A 19,600-nucleotide genomic window follows, 5' to 3' on the forward strand; every position below is an offset into this window, starting at 1 on the left:
AGCACTGGTGAACCACCCCCTCGCCGAACCTCCGCCCCTCCCTTCCGCACCAGCCAGAAGTGGAAACCACCATGAAGCCGGTCCTCACCGCCGTTATTGACATCGACGCCACCCCGAAAGCGGTGTGGGACGTCCTCACCGACTTCACCGCCTACGGCGAGTGGAGCACCTTCTCCGCAGCCGAGGGAACCGCTCAAGTGGGAAGCCGGCTCACGATGCGCATGCCGGGCATGACCTTCAGGCCCACGGTCACCGTAGCGACGCCTGGCCAGGAACTGCGGTGGGTCGGCACGCTCGGCATCAAGCAGCTGTTCCACGGCCAGCACTCCTTCGTCCTTTCCCACAACCACGACGGCACCACCCGCCTGACCAACCACGAGGAATTCTCCGGCGCCCTGGTCACCCTGATCCGGCCCTTCCTCAGAACACCCAGAAAAGATGGGTACGCCGCGTTCAACACCGGCCTCAAGCAGCGGGTGGAAGACCGCACCGAGCTCGGGCCGGGTGCATGAGGTGCCGGTGGCCGGGGTGGTAGCGGGGATCGGGATGGCCGCCGCGATGCCCTGCCCCAGCTACTGGATCACGCTGGAGGACGGGACAGGCGTCGACAACAAGCTCGTCAGGAACTCGTCACCAACTCCTACCTGCTCGTCGGCTCCCACCTGTCCAAGGCCAAGCAGCCCGTCGACCCGCACACCTACGGCACCAGCACGCGGGCGGCTCGGTGAGCACGGTCGGCGACACCTTCCATGAGTTCCCCCATCCCCTCGCCCAGCGAAGCCTCACGTGGAAGAAGACCGCCCAGTCACTACGCCCTCCCGAGCACAGACCGTACGAACGCCTGCTGCCTCAACCGGCTGGACGATCGGCGTCTCAACGTCAGGTGGCCAGCCAGTTCGCTGCCCTGGGCCCTCAGGAATCCGCGAACCTGTCGGCTTCCGGGGGGGGCGATCCCGACCCAGTCGGCCACCGCTTCCTGCGTGAGGTGGGTGCGGCGGCGCTCGTCACCGATGTGTGCGGTGATGTGCCGGCGGCGGGCGGTGCCAGTCGGCGTCGGCGAGTCACCCGCCCTGAAGGTGTCGCTCGTTGAGGCCTCCGTAGATGTGAGCTTCAAGGCATTGCGGGGCATCAAGGCCGACGGCTTCGCCACGGTAGAGGGCGATGAGTGAATCGGAAATTTTGAGCGGGAAGGCCACCGGTGGGTGCCCAGGGGGGCGCCATGGCCGCCCAGGTCTGGCTCGGCGATGATCGGGGCACCGCACCCAGGTCGCTGGTTGCCGCGTCCGCGCCCACACCCTCTCGGCAGACTTACGGGTAGAGGCCGGCCCGGAAGGTGAACGAGACGAGTTGCGCTCGATCCCGTGCGCTGACCTTCGTCATGGCCCGCACGGCGTGCGTCTTCACGGTGAACGGCGAAACGTGCAACTGGGCCGCGATCTCGTCGTTGCCGAGACCGCTTGCGACGAGAACGATCACGTCCCGCTCCCTGGGGGTCAGAGCGTCGAAACGGCGCAGCAGCTCCCGGTCGATCACCGGGGGCGGACTGTCGGTCATATGGCCGATGAGCGCGGCCGTCGCGGCTGCGGACAGCGCACCACCACCGCCGACGACCTCGGTGATACCCGCGACGAGTTCGGCAGGGCTCACGGTCTTGCTCAGGAATCCGTTGGCGCCCGCGCGAAGGGCGGCGAGAACGATGTCGTCGTGGTCGAAAGTGGTCAGCACGATCACCCTCAGCTTTTCGGGTGGGTGCTCTTCGCGGATCCGGCGGGTGGCTTCGACCCCGTCGATGCCGGGCATCCGAATGTCCATGAGAACCAGGTCGACGGGGTGAACTCGGAGGAAGGGGACGGCCTGAAGTCCATCGGAGAGATCACCCGCCACAACGAGACCCGGATCGAGCGCAAGCATCGCTCGGATGCCGGCCCTCATGTCGTCCTGGTCGTCGACGATCAGAATCCGCGTCATCGAACAACGACTCCCATGGGACTGAATTCCGCACGGACCCGGAACTGCCCGCCGTCACTCTCGATCATCAGCCGCCCGCCGGAGGACTCGACGCGTTCGCGCATACCCACGAGTCCGAGTCCGCTCCCCGAACCCGAACCCGACCCGGGGCCGGGGCCATGCACTGAATGACTGACGCGGTTCTCCACGGTGACGCAGATCCTGTCGTCGCGCTCGCGCACTTCCACTGTCGCCGTCCCCTCTCCGTGCCGGTAGGCGTTCGTGAGTGCTTCTTGGACGATCCGGTAGACGGTCACGCCGACGCTGGGCTCCACCGGGACCGCGATGGTGTCGATGCCGGATCGGACGTCGAGGCCGATGCTCTCGAACGAGGCGACAAGCCCTTCCAGGCCGCTCAGCGACGGGATCGGCCGGAGCGCCTCGTCGTCGGAGATGTCGTCCTCGCGGCGGAGGAGCACGAGGATCCGTTGCGTCTCGACGACGACGGTACGGGCGCTTGACCTGGCTGAGACGAGGGCCTGCCGGGAGGATTCGGAGCCTTCGGGAAGTCCGATCTCCGCAACACCGAGATGCAGGCTCAGCATCGCGACTTGATGGCCGATGACGTCGTGGAGGTCTCGGGCGATACGGAATCGTTCTTCGGTCACTCGTCGGGTGGCTTCGATCTCGCGGGTGGCTATGGCGCTCTCGGCCCGTTCCTGCAGAATCCACCAGTGGTCTCGATGGATGCGGAGCGCCACCCCTGACGTACCTCCCGCTATGGCCGAGAAGAGGGCGGCGGCTCCCACCACCGCGCCACCACGGAATCCTCCCAACGTCATGTAGGCCCCCAGGAAGGACGCCGCCACGATGACTGTTCCGGCCAGCGGCTGCTTTCCCCTGAAGGTGACGGAGAACAGCACGAAGACCGCCATCATCCACACCGACAGGGGGTCCTGGCCCACCGCTGTGACGGCGAAGGACGCCGCGCTCGACACGACCAGTCCGGCCCACGGCTTCCACCATGACAGCGCGACACCGCCACCGGCGAGCAGTACGGACAGGACTGTCGGCCAATCAGATCCCCGCAGTATCACCGCCACGATCTGACCGGCGAACACCAGCGCGGCCAGGGAGTAGGCGACGAGGTGCAGCACCTCGGGGCGCCGGATCCACAGAGGCGTCGCGGGCCCGTCCTGATCGTTCTGTGCCTTGACCATGACCTGATTCTCGTCCGCCAGCGCCCCGGTCGCGTACTTCGAACGATGTAGACGCCGAACCTGCCTCGACCGATGAAGGCGGGAGAACTACTTCGTTCGAAGTACGCGGCTCCGCCCGAGGACCCCGAGACTCCTCGGCGAGACAACCGCCTCACACCGTCAAGCAGGGACAGGCCATGACTCGGACCACCACACCTTCGGCCACGACGCCCCCTTCCAGGCGCCGATCCTTCCGGCGCACCGCAGTTGTCGGACTGTCGGCGCTGGCCCTCGCCACCATCACGATCGCCGCACATGCCGTGGACACCGGCTCAACGGCGACAACCACGAGCACCCGTGCAACGCACGCCACGGCCTCCGACCGCCCGAAGCCGACGGTCGTGCTGGTGCACGGCGCGTTCGCGGACGCCTCCGGCTGGGACGGCGTCATCACCCGGCTGACCCGCGACGGCTACCCTGTCCGCGCGCTCCCCAACCCGCTGCGCGGGCTTGCCTCCGACAGCGCCTACATCCACAGCTTCCTCAAGACCGTCCCGGGCCCGGTCGTGCTGGTCGGTCATTCGTACGGCGGCGCGGTGATCACCAACGCCGCCGTCGGCGAGAAGCAGGTGAAGGCGTTGGTCTACGTGGCAGCCTTCGCTCCGGACTCCGGCGAGGACCTCGCTGACCTGTCCGCCCGACCGGTTGCCCATCCGGTGCCGCCGTTGCCCGTACAGCCAGTCCCGTACACCCTCCCGGGCGGCGGTTCCGGTCTGGACATCTACCTCGACCCGGCGAAGTTCCGGGCAGCGTTCGCGGCAGACGTCCCGGCACGGACCGCAGTGCGGATGGCCGCCGGGCAACGGCCGATCGACGCCACCGCCATTGCCGGCATCACCCCGGAAGCGGCCTGGCGCACGACCCCGTCCTGGTACCTGGTGGCCAAGCAGGACCACGCCATCTCTCCCGACCTCGAACGCTTCATGGCGGCTCGCGCCCATGCGCACGTGACCGAGATCAACTCGTCCCACGCGGCCATGGTGAGCCACCCCGCAGTGGTCAAGGACCTGATCGAGCAGGCCGACCGCGGCACTCGCTGACCGGCGCACGAACCTCCCGGTCGGGGCGAGCACACGCCCAGGCCGGGCCCTCGCCCGCCGTTGCCTTCCCTCCTCGCAGTCCCCGGCCCGGCACAACAACCGTACGGAGAACCCACCGTGACCCTCACAGCCACTTCCCGACAGGACGCTTCGGCCCCCGCCCTGCGCCAGTTGTACCTGGTCCGCTTCCTTTTCGCCGTCGTCTGGGCGGCACTCCTCCTCGCCTTCGGCTCCGACCTCACCATCGGGGTGAAGGTCCTGCTCTTCCTCTACCCCGCGTTCGACGTTGCCGCGGCCGTCGTCGACGCCAGGTCCTCACGGGCCACCCGCTCGGCCACGGGTCTCTACGCCAACATGGCCATCAGCGCTGCCGCTGCGATCGGCCTGGCTGTCGCCGGCACCTCCGGCACAGCCGACGTCCTTCGCGTCTGGGGAACCTGGGCCATCGTCTCGGGCCTGGTCCAACTCGGCGTGGCCCTCCTGCGCCGGTCGATGGGCGGCCAGTGGGCCATGATCCTCAGCGGCGGCATCTCGGTCCTGGCCGGCGCCTCGTTCCTCGCCGGCGCCACCAAGACCGACCCCACCCTGGGACAGCTCGCCGGGTACGCCACCGGCGGCGGCGTCTTCTTCCTCATCTCCGCCGTACGGCTCTCCCGTCGCGCCAGCCCCGCAGCAGCGAAGCAGTAGACGACGCGGTGGACCGAGTACCCCGGCTCGGGCAGTGCGGCGAGCATCTTCGTTCTCGGTAGGTCGGCGGGAGGGATTCCTTCCGCGGCATCCACTGATGAAGGGCCCGGCGGGTGGCCGGGTGCTCCGGGTCCTGTGTCAGGCCGGTGGCGTCGGCCGGATCGGCCAGCAGGCAGGATCCTGCGTGGCTGACCACCCCGCGACCGTCGGCCGAGACGACAGAAGCCTTGGACAAGCCCTATCGTCCCAGGTCAGTGGAGTTCGATCATGGGAGAGGCCTCCTGGGGAATATTCCCCAGGAGGCCTCTGACCTGCTAACTGATCCTGGTGGGCGCGGACGGTTTCGAACCGCCGACATCCGCCTTGTAAGGGCGGCGCTCTACCACTGAGCTACGCGCCCAGGACGAGTCGTCAGCCTACATTGCCCGAGGCCCTGCCTCGCAAACCCGTATCCGCCCCGGAGATCGCGGTGCCGGATTCGGGGGTTTTCCCCACCTCCGATCAGGGAGCGACCCGGATGCCCCGGCGGGCACCGCATCCGTACGGTCGAAGAGTGTCGCAAGGCCGGCTCCACCGATCGCCGATCACCGGTCCCGCGTTCACCTCAGGGGGAGAAGGATCATGGCCCGATCAGCATTTCCGCGTACCCGAACCCGCAACGGCACTCGCACCGGCGCCCGCACGCGTGTCGTCGGCGTCGTCGGCGTCGTGGCCGCGCTCGTCGTCACCGCCTCCGCCTGTTCCTCCGCCGGGGACGACAAGGATCCGGAGCACCGTTCCTTCGCCCTGCAGGGGCGCACGCTCACCGTCGACTCGAACGACTCGGGGCTCGACATCGTCGCCGCGGACTCGAACAAGTCGGGCCGGATAGAGGTCACTCGCTGGTTCTCGGGCTCCGTCACCTTCGGCAAGGATCCCAAGGTGACCTGGTCGATGAAGGACGACCGGCTCAAGCTGCGGGTGAAGTGCTCGGGCGTGGTCGCCGACTGCTCCGCCAAGCACCGGATCGAGGTACCGCGCGGAGTCTCCGTCGTCGTGCGGAACGGGGACGGGAGCGTCACCGCCCACGGCTTCGACCAGGCCCTCGACATCCGCTCCGGGGACGGCTCGGTCACCGTCAAGGACTCCACCGGTCCGCTCAAGCTGTCCACCGACGACGGTTCGATCCGCGCCCTCGGTGTGCGCTCCCAGCGGGTGCGGGCGCACTCCCAGGACGGCTCGGTGCGGCTCGAACTCGCCTCCGTGCCGGACCTCGTCGAGTCGAGCAGCGACGACGGTTCGCTCACCATCGAGCTGCCCCGCGAGACCTACCGCGTGACGGCGGACTCCGACGACGGCTCCGTGAAGGTGTCCGTGCCGCGCGACCAGCACAGCTCGCACGTGGTGTCGGCGAAGACGAAGGACGGGAGCATACGGGTGCGGTCCGCCGGGGAGTGAGCCCCTCGGCGGCCCGGTGCGCGGTCGGCGCTGGACCCGATTCGCGAGTCGGTACGCGCAGCGCGAACCGACCGGCCCGTGTGTTCGTCCATAACCGGTGGGAGAATGAACCGGGCAGGGCAGATCACAGCACGGGAGAGGGATGTGACGGCGATTACTTCTGAGCCGTACACGCCGATTGCGCCGGGCGCGCACCAGTCGCCTCACCGTTCGCCGCACCGCCCACCCGAGCGCTCTCGCACCGGCCTGCGCGCCGCCGCCCTGGACGCCCTGACCCTCGTACTGCTCCCACTGCCGCTGCTCCTCGCCCTGCCCGCCGCCTTCGCCGGTGGCGGTGGCGGTACTCGACGGTGGTTCGGTGGGCGGGCCGAGAGCCAGCGCGCCGAGGCGCAGGCCGCGAAGGACGCCGCCGCCGCCGCTTTCTACGAACTGGACACCGCCCAGCGGGATCTGCGGATCTCGATAGAGACCATCAAGGCCGTCGACGACACCCCCGCCGCCCGGCGCGCCGTCGCCGACTTCGAGGGGCTCGGGCTCCGGATCGACGAGGCCAGCGGGCAGTACATCACCGCCATCGACGCTCATGACCTCGACCGCGACGACCTGGAGGCGTCGGCCGCCACCCGCGCCCGGTCCGAGCTGACCCGGGCCAAGGAGGAGCTGGGGCGGGTCAAGCAGGACCTGGACCGCTTCGCGGCAGGGCTCGGACCGCTGCTCGGCAAGGCCGAGACGCAGTTGGCCCGGCTCGCCCCCTCCGTGGAGCGCGCCCGCCAGTCGCTGCTGGCCGCCTCCAACGCCCTGGACGCGGTCCGCGGATCGGGGCTGCGGGCGGACGATCTGGCCGCCCGGCTCGCCGCTCTCGGGCCGGAGCTGACCCGGCTCAACCAGGGCGCCGGGCAGCACGGCGTGCCGGAGACGCTGGAGCGGGCCGACCGGGTCGCGCGCGAGGCGGAGGCGGTCCGGGCGGAGGCGGATCGGCTGCCCGAGCGGGCGGCGGAGATCGATCACCGGCTGGTGTCCCTGCGTACCCGTGCCGAGGCGCTGATCACCCGGTCCGGGCAGGTGCAGCCGCTGCTGAGCGAGTTGCGCAGACGGTTCTCGGCGGAGTGCTGGCAGGACCTCCAGCACGTACCGGAGCAGGCCGCGGACCACGTACGGCAGGCCGAGGCGAGGCTCAAGGAGGCGCAGGCCGCTCGGGACGCCCAGCGCTGGCCTGACGCGACGGCGCTGCTGTCGACGGTGCGGGCGCTGCTGAACACCACCGACGAGGCGGTGTCGGCCGCCGGAGACCGGCTGCGGCGGCTGAACGCCGTACAGAAGGACCCGCAGGGCGAGATCGACCGCACGCGCTTCGCGATCCGCGACGCGCAGCGGCTGGCCATGTCGGGGCGCAACACCCCGGAGCCGCGGCACGCCCGGCCGCTGGACGAGTCGGTGTCCCGCCTGGACCGGGCGATCGCCACGCTGGAGGGCCGCCACCCCGACTACTGGCACTTCCTGACGGAGACGGAGGCCGTACGGCACACGGTGGCCGACGTGGTGGCCCGGATCCGCGAGGAACGCGGGATGACGGCCCACTGAGGGCACCCCTCAGCGGGCACCCCTCAGCGGGGCGGAGGGACCGGCGTCCCGCCGCTCCGACCCGGGAAGGAACCGGGAGGTGCCGGGGCGGCGGGAGCGGGATGATCAGGTGCGGTAGGCGTAGTAGTAGGCGTTCGGTTCGGACGCGATGATGCTCGCCAGCGACCTGCGGTAGGTGTTGACGGAGTGGTAGGTCAGGTACGGCACGCCCGCGCTGCGGTACGTGACGATCATCGTGTGGTCCTTGGCCCCGTCCCTGTCGAAGTCCATCTGGAGCACGTCGCCGACGTCCAGCTGGTAGACGTACGCGAGACTGGTGGTGCGCTTCGAGTTCTGGGCGAACCAGGACCACTCGTTGACGCCGACGAAGGAGTCCGACTGGATGTCGGCGTTGCCGAACCACTTGGTGTAGTCGTACACGTAGCCGGGGGCGTGCTTCCAGCCGCCGGCCTTGAGGGACTGGCTGACGAAGTTGGTGCAGTCGCCGCCGGCGGTGTGCCCGTTGAAGTTCGGGTACTCCGCGTTGTAGGTGCTCCAGTACTTCTCCGCGTACGTGGCCATGGCCTTGTAGTCGTAGGCACCGGTGGTGAGGTTCTTGACGTTCGCCGGTGTCGTGCGGGTGGTGGCCGCGCGGGGGGCGTTGGGCATGGTGTCGTCGGCCACCGTGCCGACCTTGGCCTTGGCGGACGGCTGGGCGGACGGCTGGGCCGGCTGGTTCACGGCGACGTCGGCCGCCGCGTCGGTGTTCCGGATGCCCGTCAGCTGCCAGTGGCCGCGCGCGTCGGCGGTGAACGTCAGCGCGTGGTGGGCCTGGAAGCCGGTGGTCCCCGGCTCGTCGCCGCGGACCTTCTGGTAGGTCAGGGTCGTGGTCTCGGTGACCTCGACCTCGGCCTTGGTGCCCTTGAGGCGGGTGCTGTTCAGGGTGACGACGGTGTTGGCCTTGCTGTACTTCTCGCCGAGCGCCGCGAGGCGGTCCTTGCGCAGGTCCAGCGCGGACAGGGTGGCGTTCTCGCTGCGGGCCAGCGCGGCGGACAGTTTGACGTCGCCGGAGAAGCCGCGCGTCAGCGGCTTCTTCCGGTTGCCCTGCGGGCCGTCGACCAGCGCGTCCGTACGGTCGGTGAGGACCGCGTCGGCGAGGCGCTGGAAGGTGGCCCTGGTCTGCTGGTCCACGATCGGGGCCGCGGAGCGCGCGGTCGCCGCGCTCGCGCTTCCGGCCGGCAGCAGCGCCGCTCCCGCGGCGACCGAGGCAGCGGCCGCGACGACTATGGCGGCGCGGCTGCGCGTACGGCCCATGTTCCTTGACTTCACGTATGTTTCCCCTCTTGCCCCGGCGATGGGGGATGCCGGGTTGTGGAATTTTCGCATGCCATGTGGAGCTCCCGTGAACGGGGATACCCTTTGCTGGCAAGGGAGTTGACGAATCGTCAGATAACGGTGGTCAGGTAACGGCGGTCACTTCATCCGATCACTTGACGACCGTCGACCAGTCCGGCGACTGCGCCGGGTCCAGGGCTCGCAGCCGCTCCAGCGTCGCCGGGGTCTGCACGTCGAGCCAGTCGGCGAGTTCCTTGAAGGAGACGCACTTGACGTCCTTCTTCACGCACACGTCGGCCATGACCTTGTCGACGGCCTTCATGTAGATGCCCCCGTTCCACTCCTCGAAGTGGTTGCCGATGAACAGCGGGGCACGGCTGCCGTAGTACACCCGGTCGAAGCCGGCCTCGTAGGAGTCGATGGTCTCCTGCTGCCAGCGCGAGTAGTTGGCCGGAGCCCCGTCGGTCTCGCCGTCGGACTGGTTGTAGAGGAAGTTGAAGTCCATGGACAGGCCCTGGTAGTCGCCGCCCTCGTACGGAAGCATCTGCAGCGGGAAGTCCCAGATGCCGTTCTTCTTCTTCGGCCAGATCTGGAAGTCGCCGGCGGAACTCGCGTCGTAGCGCCAGCCGTAGCTCTTGGCGGCCTTCAGCAGGTTCGCCTGGCCCTCCAGACAGGGGGCGCGCCCGCCGGTGACCTCCTTCTTGAAGTCGAACGGCAGCGGGGGGAGGTCGGTGTAGCCGGTGTTGGTCTTCCACTTCTCCACGAAGGAGTAGAACTGGTCGATCTCGCTCTTCCACTCCGCGACGCTCCAGTCGCCGCCACCCTTCTCGCCGCAGAAGTGGCCGTTGAAGTGGGTGCCGATCTCGTTGCCCTCCTGCCACGCCGTGCCGAGCTCTTCCAGGGTGGTGCGGATGTGCTCGTCGGTGGCGTAGCTGATCGCCGCCGACCCCTTGGCATGCTGCGGGGGCTGGTAGAGGTCCGCCTTGCTCTTGGGCAGCAGGTAGATGCCCGTGAGGAAGTACGTCATGTGGGCGCCGTACTTCGCGGACATCTCCCGGTAGTGCTCGAAGAGTCCGTCGTCGCCCGACAGCGCGCCGTCCCAGGAGAAGACGACGAACTGGGGCGGTATCTCACCGGGCTTGAGCGGAACCGGCTTCAACCGGCCCTGCTGCGGGCCGGTGTACGAGGTGGAACCGTCCCCGAGGACCTTGGTCCTGCCGTCCCACGCCGGTTCACCGGTCGCCCGCACGGGGGCGTTCACGGTCTCCCCCGATCCCACGGCGGCTGTCGGTGCGGTGCGGTCGGGGCGGCCCAGCGTCAGATAGCCCGCGGTGAGGGACGCGAGGGTCAGGGACGCGACGACGAGGTACGCCGCGATCCGCGGGCGGTTGTTGACGGTCCTCGGGTGGTCGTTGGCGGGGGGAGGCGCTGCCGAGGCCTTGCGACGGCGGCCCGACGCTTGTCTCATGTGCTGCTCATTTCGAGGGGGGTGGGTTCTTGCCCCGTCCGGTGGTCAGCCGAGCGGGCTCATGGCACCCGACCAGATGCCGTACGGAACGCTGTCGTCGGCGGTACCGGCGAGGCCCTTCAACGGCAGCGGTTCGAGGCTCTTGGCCAGGTCGATGCGGTAGACGACGACCGCCGTGGACACGAACTTGTGCGTGCCGACGAACCAGGAGGCGGTGTCGTCCTGCGTGGTCCCCGCCTTCCCGGCCACCTTCCCGTCGGCGGCCGCGGCGGCGGCGGGGTGGGCGGTGCTGAAGGCGTCGGTGAGCGCCGAGGTGACCTCTTCGGCCACGTCGGCGCCGACCGCGCGGGTCAGGGTGGGGGTGCCCAGGGCGAGTCCGGCGCCGTTGCGGGTGATCTTCCGCACGGAGTACGGCTCGGTGCGTCTGCCACCGGCAATGAACGTGGTGTAGCCGCCGGCCATGCGGATCGCGCTGGGCGTGGAGGTGCCCGTCGACAGCGCGGGCACCTGCGGCCCGATGCTGGCGGGCAGCAGGCCGGCGGCCTCGGCGGTCGCGCGGACGTTGTCCAGGCCGGTGTCCATGCCGAGCTGCATGAACGGCGTGTTCACCGACAGTTTCAGGGCCCGGTGCAGGGAGATCTGCCCGTAGGACCGGTCGCCGTCGTTGCTGGCGGAGACCTTCTTGCCGCTGCGGTCCCAGTAGGGCCCCTCGGGCGTGGTCACCGGCACGTCGTCGTCACCGTCGTACAGGGAGTCCCCAGTGACACGTGTCGCCGCATCCTCCCTGCTCTCGTGGACGCCGTGTTCGAGGCCGGCCGCGTAGACGAACGGCTGGAAGGCCGAACCGGCGGGGACGGTGGTGGAGTTGGACTCGTTGTAGCCCTGCGTGCGGTGGTCGGGGCCGCCGTAGACGGCGAGGATCCGGCCGTCGGCGGTCACCGAGGCGGCGCCGTAGTGGGCGGTCTTCGCGGCCTTCGGATCGTCCTTCAGCGCCTGCTTGCGGGCCTTGGCCACAGCTTCGGCGAGCTTGCGCTCCCGCGTGCGGTCGAACGTCGTGTAGACCTGGTAGCCGCCGAGGTCGAAGTCCTTGTCGGAGATCCCCCCGGCCTTCTTGGCGTACTGCGAGGCCACTTCCACCAGATAGTCGGTCTGCTCACCGGTGTCGTACAGCGGGTTGCTCTTCAGCGGCTCGGGGAACTTCGTGTACGTGGCCCGCTCGGCCTTCGTCAGTTTGCCGATGTCGACCATCCGGTCCAGGGTCCAGGACCAGCGCTCGACGGCGCGGGCCCGGTTGGCGCTGCTCAGCGTCGGGTCGTACAGGCCGGCGCCCTTGAGGAGGGAGGCGAGGAACGCGCCCTCACCGGCGTCGAGTTCGCTGACGTCCTTGCCGTAGTAGGCCTGGGCGGCGCGCTGGATGCCGTAGCAGCCGCGACCGAACCAGCTGGTGTTGAGGTAGCCCTCGAGGATGTCGTCCTTGCTCATCCGGTTGTCGAGCTTGAGGGAGATCATCGCCTCGGTGAACTTGCGGCTGATCGTCTGGTTCTGGTTGAGATAGACATTTTTGACATATTGCTGGGTGATGGTGGATCCACCCTGGGTGTCACCCTGACCGACGGTGCGGAAAAGGGCGCGACTGAGCCCCTTGAGGGAAATGCCGGAATCACTGTAAAAGCTCGCGTTCTCGGCGGCGAGCACCGCCCAGCGGACGTCCTCCGGAATGTCCTTCAACGGCATCGCCTGCCGCTGGACCCAGCCGGTACGCGCCATGGGCGTACCGTCCGCCCAGAAGTACACATTGTCCTGCTGGGTGGCGTACGTGTTGAGGTTGTCGGGAATGTCGGTGGCCGCGTAGGCGACACCCAGGAGCAGGGCGCTCAGCCCGACGGACGCCGACACACCCCCCAGCCACTGACGCCAGGAGGGTATCCAGCGCCGCCAGCCGGTGCGGCCGGGTCGCGGGTACTTCGGCGCGTGGGCCGCGACGAGGGACCGGACCCGGGCAAGAAGCAGGGGAAGGGATATTCGGCGGGCTTTACGAGCTAATCGGGCTTCACGCCTGTTTCCCGGTGCGGCACTTCCCGGTACAACGTTGTCCGGTACGACGTTTCCCGGTACGGGCGATTCCTGCCCGCCGTCTCGAATGTCCAGATCTGCTATCCGGATTTGCAGAGTGGCGTCCGATTCATCCGACTTCTGGGTCACGACACACCCCTCCGCACTCCGTGCAAGACCTGAATTCCCCGACCTCACGGCTCATCGCGGCGTACACAAATTACCAGCGACCTTCGCAGGTTCTCCACATGGGGAATGAACGACAAGGATCGGCATCGAAACCATCGGGCTCCGCACGGCGACCAATTGGGGACTAACCTGTCCGCATGCCTCGCTACGAGTACCGCTGCCGCACCTGCGGCGACACGTTCGAACTGAGCCGCCCGATGGCCGAGTCGGCCGCCCCCGCGGACTGCCCCGCCGGCCATGACGACACCGTGAAGCTCCTGTCGACGGTCGCCGTCGGCGGCTCGGCGTCCGCGCAGGCGTCGGCCCCGCGTGCGGGCGGCGGTGGCGGAGGCGGTTGCTGCGGCGGGGGCTGCTGCGGCTGAGGGCCCGCCGTTCAGGGTCTCTTCAGGTTGGGTTTCCTAGCGTGGCCGTATGACTGCCACGACGGCCGCACCCCAGTGGGTCACCGACCTCATGGACACGCTGGGCGCCCCCGGCGCCGGCCTCGCCATCGCGCTGGAGAACCTCTTCCCGCCGCTGCCGAGCGAGGTGATCCTGCCGCTCGCCGGTTTCGCGGCGAGCACCGGGCAGCTGAGCCTGATCGCTGCGCTGCTGTGGACCACCGCGGGCTCGGTCGTCGGCGCGCTCGCCCTGTACGGGGTCGGCGCGCTGCTCGGCCGTGACCGCACCGTCGCTCTCGCCGCCCGGCTGCCGCTGGTCAGGGCGGCGGACATCGAGAAGACCGAGGCGTGGTTCCTGCGGCACGGCACGAAGGCGGTGTTCTTCGGGCGGATGATCCCCGTCTTCCGCAGCCTGATCTCCGTACCGGCCGGCGTCGAACGAATGCCCCTGCCCGTCTTCCTCTGCCTCACCACCCTCGGCAGCGCCCTGTGGAACACCGCCTTCGTGTGCGCGGGCTATCTACTGGGCGACAACTGGGCCGAGGTCACGACCGTCGTCTCCGCGTACTCGAAAGTGGTGCTCGCCGGGGCAGCGCTGGCGCTGGTCGCGCTCGTCGCCGTACGAATCGTCCGACCCGCACGCCCGCGCCCCTAGGGGCGCGGGGAACTGCGCGACAAGCCACGACGCTCCCGCAGGAGACCACCAACTGCTCGCGGCACCTCAAGCGGAGCGCGCCCGCGTCTCCCTCAACAGCTCCCGAAGAATCCGCTCCCCCGCCGCAACCCCCCGCTCGGGAAGCGCACTGACCGTGTCAGCGCTCCACTCCGTCTCCGCCAGCTCACCGTGGCCCGGCCGCCAGCCCCGGTCCGCCGCGAGGAGCAGATCGGCGTCCAGGAGGGAGTCACCGGCAGCCAGAGTGAGCGTCGCACCCGTACGCCGGGCGACCTCCCGCATCGCCGCGCTCTTGGTGAGCGGCTTCGGCACGGCGTAGATCTTGCGGCCCTGGAGGGAGACCGTCCAGCCCCGGTCCTCCGCCCAGACCGCCAGTTCCTTCACCCACTCCTCGGGGAGCAGCTCGCGCTCGACGACGAGGTAGGCGAAGAAGTCCTCGGCGATCCGGTGCTTGCGCACCCAGAGCGGGTCCGCGGTGGCGGCGAGATGGTCCCGGACCTCGTCCAGGGGCGCGCACTCGTCCGCGAGCCGTGCCTGCACCCGCGCGTGCCAGTCCTGGTCGGCGGCGCCGTCGACGAGGATGTGGCCGCCGTTCGCACAGATCGCGTACTTCGGTGCCGGGCCGGGCAGGTTGATGCGCTGGTACTGCTTACGGGTCCGGGTCGTCGTCGGCACGAAGACGGCCGCGTCACCGAGTTCGGTGAGCAGTGCGGCGGCCGTCTCCGTCATGTACGACAGCGGCCGGGCCTCGTGCACCTCGACGCAGAGCAGCCGGGGCGCGCGGGCGTCCGGCATGGTCAGCGCGAGGGCCGCGGCGGAGTAGATGAGCGTACGGTCGAGATCGCTGGCGACCAGGACGGGACTCATACCGACACCGCCTTGCCGTCGGCGCCGGTCGCGCCCCGCGTGTACTGGGGGTGGATCAACCCCACGCAGGTGTACGGGAGTTCGGCCACCTCCTCGACGGGTACGCCCCGCTGCTCGGCGAGCAGGCGGACATGGTCGAGGTCGGCGCCCGCTCCGGCGCGGGCCAGGATCTTCCAGGGGACCCGGCGCAGCAGCACCCGGGTGGTCTCGCCGACGCCGGGCTTGACGAGGTTCACGTCGTGGATCTCGTACTCCTCGCTGATCCGCTCGACGGCCGCCCAACCCTCCCAGGTCGGAGCGCGGTCGGCGGCGAGCAGTTCCTTCACCGTGCTGTCGACGGCGTCCCCGACCTCGGGGAAGCGGGCGGCGACGGCGTCGAGGAAGTCGACCGAGACGTCGGCGTCGGCGAGTTCGCGGTAGAACTTGGCGCCGTGGAAGTCGTTCGGGCCGACCAGGTCGGCGCGCAGGACGGTCCGCGAAATGAGCCCGGACACCGTGGAGTTGAGACAGGCGGACGGGATGAGGAAGTCCTCGCGGGTGCCGTACGTCCGGACGCAGGAGCCCGGGTCGGCCAGGACCGCGATCTCCGGGTCGAAGCCGGTGATGCCGTCGGAGGCCTCGAACTCCTTGATGGCATCGGCGAGTTCGCGGGTGATCGCGCCCTTGCCGGTCCAGCCGTCGACGAACACGACGTCCGCGGGGTCGTGGTGGGCGGCAAGCCAGCGCAGCGCGTTGGCGTCGATGCCCCGGCCCCGGACGATCGACACGGCGTAGTGGGGCAGTTCGAGCCCGTGCCGGTGCTGGGCCCAGCGGCGCATCAGGACGCCGACGGGCGTTCCGGCCCGGGCCAGTGAGACGAGCACCGGGCGCGGCGACCGCTCGGCGAGCACCAACTCCGTCACGGCGCCCACGGCTTGGGCGATGCGGGCGGCGGAGGTGTCGAGGGCGGCGCGGAACAGCTCCTGGTACTGGTCGCTGGGCTGGTACTCGACCGGCAGCGACTCGGCGTAGTGGGCGCCGCCCGCCTGGATCGCCTCCTCGCGCTCCTCGGTGGGGGCCTCCAGGCTGACGTCCGAGAGGTCCCGCAGCAGCCAGCCGACCTCGTCCGGTGGGTACGAGGAGAACGCGGGTCCGCGGAGGGGCTCGGGCAGCATGCGGGGCCTTTCGGGTACGTGCGGGGGTGCGGGTACGTAACTGGGGAGGACGGCGAGCACGACGTTCGGCGTGTGCGCGGCGAGCACGGCCAACAGGCCGTCGGGGGCGTGCAGTTCGGGTGTGTCGGCGGTGGAGTCCACGACCGCGACGACGGCGTCGAAGCCGCCGCCCGCCACGTTGTAGGTGTAGCGATCGCCGGGGCCGTCGGCCGGGTCGTCGTGGGCCGGGAAGACGAGGCGGCTGCGGATCGCGTACCCCGGGTCGTCCACGGCGAGGACGGGTGAGCGGGTGGTGGTCGAGTAGCGGACCTCGGCGCCGGCGCGCTCCAGTTGCTGTTCCAGCTCGTGGGCGAGGCGGAGGGGGGTGTACATCAGCTCTTCGAAGCCGAGGACGAGGATGCGGTGCGTGTCCTCGGGGAGGGTTTCGGCGAGCTTTGCTGCCATTGCCGGCAGCGCGGCCTCCAGGCGTATTCGGTGGCCTGGTGTGAAGCCGTGTCTTCCGCCGTCGGGGATGCCTCGGGGCCAGCGCAGATCGACTCGGGTGCAACGGTTGGTTGGCGGGTGCGGGTCCGCTGTGGCTTGTCGCGCAGTTCCCCGCGCCCCCAGGGGGGGATGCTCGTGGTCGGCTACCAGTGCCTGGCCCTTCTCCAGGACCCCTTCAGGCAGGTGCACGGTGCCCTTCGCCGCTGCCACCAGGTCCACCTCTGCGCCGATCTCGTCGGCGAAATCGTCCAGGCGGGCCACGTCCGCCGGGGCGCGCATGTCGACGAGGGCGACTATGACGTACCGCTCGCGCGGGTGGCGCTCGTGCAGGGCGCGGATCGTGTTGAGGACGGTGTTGCCGGTGGAGAACTCGTCGTCGACGAGGACCAGCGGGCCGGGGCCGGCCAGCAGGGCGGGGTTCTCCGGGAGGATGAGGTGGGAGGTGGCGTGCGAGTGGGCCTCCTCGAAGCCGCCCGCCGGGGCGACGCCTGCGACCGGGCGCCGGGTGGAGTGGAGGTAGGGCGCGAGGCCCACCCCGTCGGCGACGCAGTGACCGAGCCCGGTGGCCGTCTCGGCGTACCCGAGGACGACGGCGCGCCGGGACTCGTCGGCGCCGAGCAGCTCACGGACGCGCCGGCCGAGGGCGAAGCCGTGGCCGTAGACGACGGCGGGCGACTGCGGGACGTGTTTGCCGAGCACGTTCGACACCAGCAGGTGCGCCCGCTTGGGGTTGCGCCGCAGGGCGAGGCCGAGCAGCTCGCGCAGCTCGTCGCCGCCGACCAGCTCGACCCCGAGCCGCTCGGCGACCCAGGTGCCGGACCAGACCCCGTTGTGCACAGCGTTGTTCATGAGTCCCTATGTGTGTTCGTCTGTGTGTTCGTCGGGGGTGTTGCGGATGCCGGGCGGACGGCGGGTCAGTCGGGGATACCGGCGGTGAGCAGCTCCACGAAGCCGATGTCCTCGTTGGCGACGCCGAAGACCTCGGCGCGCAGCAGGGTCCGCTCGGCCCAGGCTCGGTGCGGCTTCACCTCGTTCATCTTGTTCGTGTACGCCGACCGCAGGACGCCTCCGCCGCAGCGCTCGGGCCGCAGGATGTCCTGCGCGTCGCTGAACTCCTCGTGGCTGACCACGGACAGGGTGTGCACGGGCAGGACGTGCGAGGGGTGGATGCAGGTCTTGCCGAGCAGCCCGTTGGCCTGGTCGAGGCTGATCTCGCGGAGCAGCCCGTCCATGGCGTGCTCGATCAGCGTCTCACGCAGTTCCTCGGCCTGGCCCTCCAGGAAGGGGCTGCGGCGCAGCTGCGGCTTGAACATGCGCTCCTGGACCCGGAAGTACTCCCAGACGGGCCCGGTGACGGTGTACCCGGTGCCGTCGGCCCGCCCCAGCATGTTGACGACGTCGGCGATGACGGAGGCGACGACGTGGACGTCGTACGCGGTCATGTCCGGGGCTCGGCGCAGCCCGTACGAGGAGCAGAAGTCGGTGACGCCGAGGCGCAGGGCGAGGACGCGGTCGCGGTACTTGTCGACGGCGCGGGAGATCCCCTCCAGGGTCTCTACGCGCGTCTCCCGGTACATCAGCTCGGGGGATTCGAGCACCGGCATGCCGAACAGCCGGTGTCCGCTCGCTGCCTCGGCGTCGGCGAGGGCCTCCAGGAACGGCATCCCGCGTTCCTCGGTGAACTTCGGCATCACGAACCCGGAGAGCAGCCGTGCGGTGGTCCCGAGGCGCCGTACGAGGTCGGGGATCTGTTCGGGCGTACGGACCCGGATGAACAGCAGGGGCAGCCCGGTGGCGGCGTCGGGGCGCTCGGCGAGCACCCGGAACTCCCGCACCAGGTTCTCCTCGGCGTCCGCGACCTCCGAGTCGTCGATCGAGTCCTCCAGGCACAGGACCATCGAGACGACACCGCGAGCGACCTGCTTGATGATGGCGTCGGCGAGGCGCGGCCGCGTGGCCGGGCTGTACAGGGTGGCGCCCAGGGCCGTGGCGAGCAGCCGGGCCGAGGAGTCGGCGGTGAACTCGCACGGCTCCTGATGGAACAGGCGCTGCCGTACCTCAGGGGCGATGTGCCCGAAATGACGCATAAGACTCCCCCGTGGCGGGTGGACGGCTGGTCGAGTGGTGATCGAGAGTCGATCGGGTGTTGATGGGTGGCCGGTAATAGTACGTAGGGATCCATGTCGAGGGTTCCCACCGAGAATGAAGTTCAGGTAACGCGGACACGCAGAACCGATGCCCCCGCGTTGTCGTGACCAGGACCGAGAAGGCAGGATGACCGCATGACGCACGCGATGCTGAAGGGGTCGAACGTCCCTCTCGAAGCCACGACGGTGCGCGCCGTGCTGCGCTGGACGCCTGGGCAGGGGGTTCCGGATGTCGATGCCTCGGCGCTGCTCCTCGGCCCCGACGGTCGTGTGCGCTCCGACGAGGACTTCGTCTTCTACAACCAGCCTCGCCACCCGTCGGGCAAGGTCTGGCGGCTCGGCAAGAAACGGGTGGCCGAGGGTCTGACCGACACGATCCAGACGGATCTGGCCGGTGTCGAGTCGGGAGTCGGACAGATTCTGCTGGTCGCCTCGGCGGACGGCGTCGCCTTCGCCCGCGTACGGTCCCTGCGCATCGTGCTGTACGACGGTGCCGTCGCGGACGGCGAACCGCTGGCGTACTTCGACGTGAAGCCGGAGACGGGCGAGGAGACGGCGCTGATCTGCGGCGAACTGTACCGACGCGGAGACGGCTGGAAGTTCCGCGCCCTGGGCGAGGGCTACTCGAACGGCCTGGAGGGCCTGGCGACGGACTTCGGCATCTCAGTGGAGGACCAGCCGGCCGAGGAACCGTTCCCGGACACCACGAACGCCCCGCCCACGGATCCCTCGGCGGCCACTACAGTCCAGCATCCGCCGACCCTCCCTCCGCAGCCGGCCTACGGCTACCCCCAGCCCGCAAGCCCGAACACGACCCAACCGGCCTACGGCTACCCCCAACCGGTAGGAACATCCCCGTCCCCGGACTTCCACCTACCCCCACAGGGCCCACAGTTCATCGGACGCTAGGGCAAGCGCCCCC

Annotated in this window: 16 protein-coding genes and 1 tRNA gene; 8 read left to right on the plus strand and 9 right to left on the minus strand. The window is 69.6% G+C overall.

The annotated features are described in order from the left end of the window. Window positions 1-59 precede the first annotated feature (59 nt). Window positions 60-512, plus strand: a complete 453-nt coding sequence (locus tag OG241_RS16885; protein ID WP_405816241.1) for an SRPBCC family protein — start codon at window positions 60-62, stop codon at window positions 510-512. 796 nt (window positions 513-1,308) lie between these two features. Here the strand turns inward: OG241_RS16885 and OG241_RS16890 are convergent. Together OG241_RS16890 and OG241_RS16895 are read right to left on the minus strand one after the other, a co-directional pair. Further along, window positions 1,309-1,968 carry a response regulator gene (locus OG241_RS16890; RefSeq protein WP_405816242.1) on the minus strand — a complete coding sequence of 220 codons (660 nt, stop codon included), beginning with the start codon at window positions 1,966-1,968 and terminating at the stop codon, window positions 1,309-1,311. Then, window positions 1,965-3,167 (minus strand): sensor histidine kinase, encoded by a 1,203-nt coding sequence (locus OG241_RS16895; protein WP_405816243.1) that lies wholly within the window; start codon window positions 3,165-3,167, stop codon window positions 1,965-1,967. Before OG241_RS16895 ends, OG241_RS16890 begins: the two co-directional genes overlap by 4 nt. 176 nt (window positions 3,168-3,343) lie before the next feature. Between OG241_RS16895 and OG241_RS16900 the strand changes: the two genes are divergently transcribed. Together OG241_RS16900 and OG241_RS16905 are read left to right on the plus strand one after the other, a co-directional pair. Then, window positions 3,344-4,246, plus strand: coding sequence for an alpha/beta fold hydrolase (locus tag OG241_RS16900; protein WP_405816244.1), 903 nt, complete (start codon window positions 3,344-3,346; stop codon window positions 4,244-4,246). A 117-nt stretch (window positions 4,247-4,363) separates the two neighbouring features. Further along, a complete protein-coding gene (locus OG241_RS16905) occupies window positions 4,364-4,933 on the plus strand; it encodes a hypothetical protein (RefSeq protein WP_405816245.1) in 570 nt (189 codons plus the stop codon). A 325-nt stretch (window positions 4,934-5,258) separates the two neighbouring features. Here the strand turns inward: OG241_RS16905 and OG241_RS16910 are convergent. Next, window positions 5,259-5,333: transfer RNA gene (locus OG241_RS16910), tRNA-Val, on the minus strand. A 221-nt stretch (window positions 5,334-5,554) separates the two neighbouring features. Between OG241_RS16910 and OG241_RS16915 the strand changes: the two genes are divergently transcribed. Then, a complete protein-coding gene (locus OG241_RS16915; protein ID WP_405816246.1) occupies window positions 5,555-6,370 on the plus strand; it encodes a DUF4097 family beta strand repeat-containing protein in 816 nt (271 codons plus the stop codon). A 144-nt stretch (window positions 6,371-6,514) separates the two neighbouring features. Continuing rightward, window positions 6,515-7,951, plus strand: coding sequence for a hypothetical protein (locus tag OG241_RS16920; RefSeq protein ID WP_405816247.1), 1,437 nt, complete (start codon window positions 6,515-6,517; stop codon window positions 7,949-7,951). Window positions 7,952-8,056: 105 nt separating this feature from the next. Here OG241_RS16920 and OG241_RS16925 read toward each other — a convergent pair whose 3' ends face one another. From OG241_RS16925 to OG241_RS16935, 3 genes are all read right to left on the minus strand, one after another. Next, a complete protein-coding gene (locus tag OG241_RS16925; RefSeq protein WP_405816248.1) occupies window positions 8,057-9,259 on the minus strand; it encodes an amidase domain-containing protein in 1,203 nt (400 codons plus the stop codon). Window positions 9,260-9,416: 157 nt separating this feature from the next. Further along, entirely contained in the window at window positions 9,417-10,733 is a 1,317-nt protein-coding gene (locus OG241_RS16930) for a hypothetical protein (RefSeq protein ID WP_405816249.1), read from the minus strand. Between the two features lie 45 nt (window positions 10,734-10,778). Beyond that, entirely contained in the window at window positions 10,779-12,935 is a 2,157-nt protein-coding gene (locus tag OG241_RS16935) for a transglycosylase domain-containing protein (protein WP_405816250.1), read from the minus strand. 176 nt (window positions 12,936-13,111) lie between these two features. Here OG241_RS16935 and OG241_RS16940 point away from each other — a divergent pair, with 176 nt between their 5' ends. Continuing rightward, window positions 13,112-13,336, plus strand: coding sequence for a zinc ribbon domain-containing protein (locus tag OG241_RS16940; RefSeq protein WP_405816251.1), 225 nt, complete (start codon window positions 13,112-13,114; stop codon window positions 13,334-13,336). A gap of 49 nt (window positions 13,337-13,385) precedes the next feature. After that, window positions 13,386-14,009 (plus strand): DedA family protein, encoded by a 624-nt coding sequence (locus OG241_RS16945; protein ID WP_405816253.1) that lies wholly within the window; start codon window positions 13,386-13,388, stop codon window positions 14,007-14,009. Window positions 14,010-14,075: 66 nt separating this feature from the next. Here OG241_RS16945 and OG241_RS16950 read toward each other — a convergent pair whose 3' ends face one another. From OG241_RS16950 to OG241_RS16960, 3 genes are all read right to left on the minus strand, one after another. Next, window positions 14,076-14,894 (minus strand): HAD family hydrolase, encoded by an 819-nt coding sequence (locus tag OG241_RS16950; protein WP_405816254.1) that lies wholly within the window; start codon window positions 14,892-14,894, stop codon window positions 14,076-14,078. Next, window positions 14,891-17,380: a phosphoribosyltransferase gene (locus OG241_RS16955; RefSeq protein ID WP_405816255.1), complete on the minus strand. Its 2,490-nt coding sequence runs from the start codon at window positions 17,378-17,380 to the stop codon at window positions 14,891-14,893. The genes OG241_RS16950 and OG241_RS16955 overlap by 4 nt, the downstream gene beginning before the upstream one ends. 65 nt (window positions 17,381-17,445) lie before the next feature. Then, a complete protein-coding gene (locus OG241_RS16960; protein ID WP_405816257.1) occupies window positions 17,446-18,618 on the minus strand; it encodes an HpcH/HpaI aldolase/citrate lyase family protein in 1,173 nt (390 codons plus the stop codon). Window positions 18,619-18,813: 195 nt separating this feature from the next. Between OG241_RS16960 and OG241_RS16965 the strand changes: the two genes are divergently transcribed. Then, window positions 18,814-19,587 carry a TerD family protein gene (locus OG241_RS16965; protein ID WP_405816259.1) on the plus strand — a complete coding sequence of 258 codons (774 nt, stop codon included), beginning with the start codon at window positions 18,814-18,816 and terminating at the stop codon, window positions 19,585-19,587. Window positions 19,588-19,600 lie beyond the last annotated feature (13 nt).

It is taken from the genome of Streptomyces sp. NBC_01390 (assembly GCF_045040105.1).
Classification (GTDB): Bacteria; Actinomycetota; Actinomycetes; order Streptomycetales; family Streptomycetaceae; genus Streptomyces.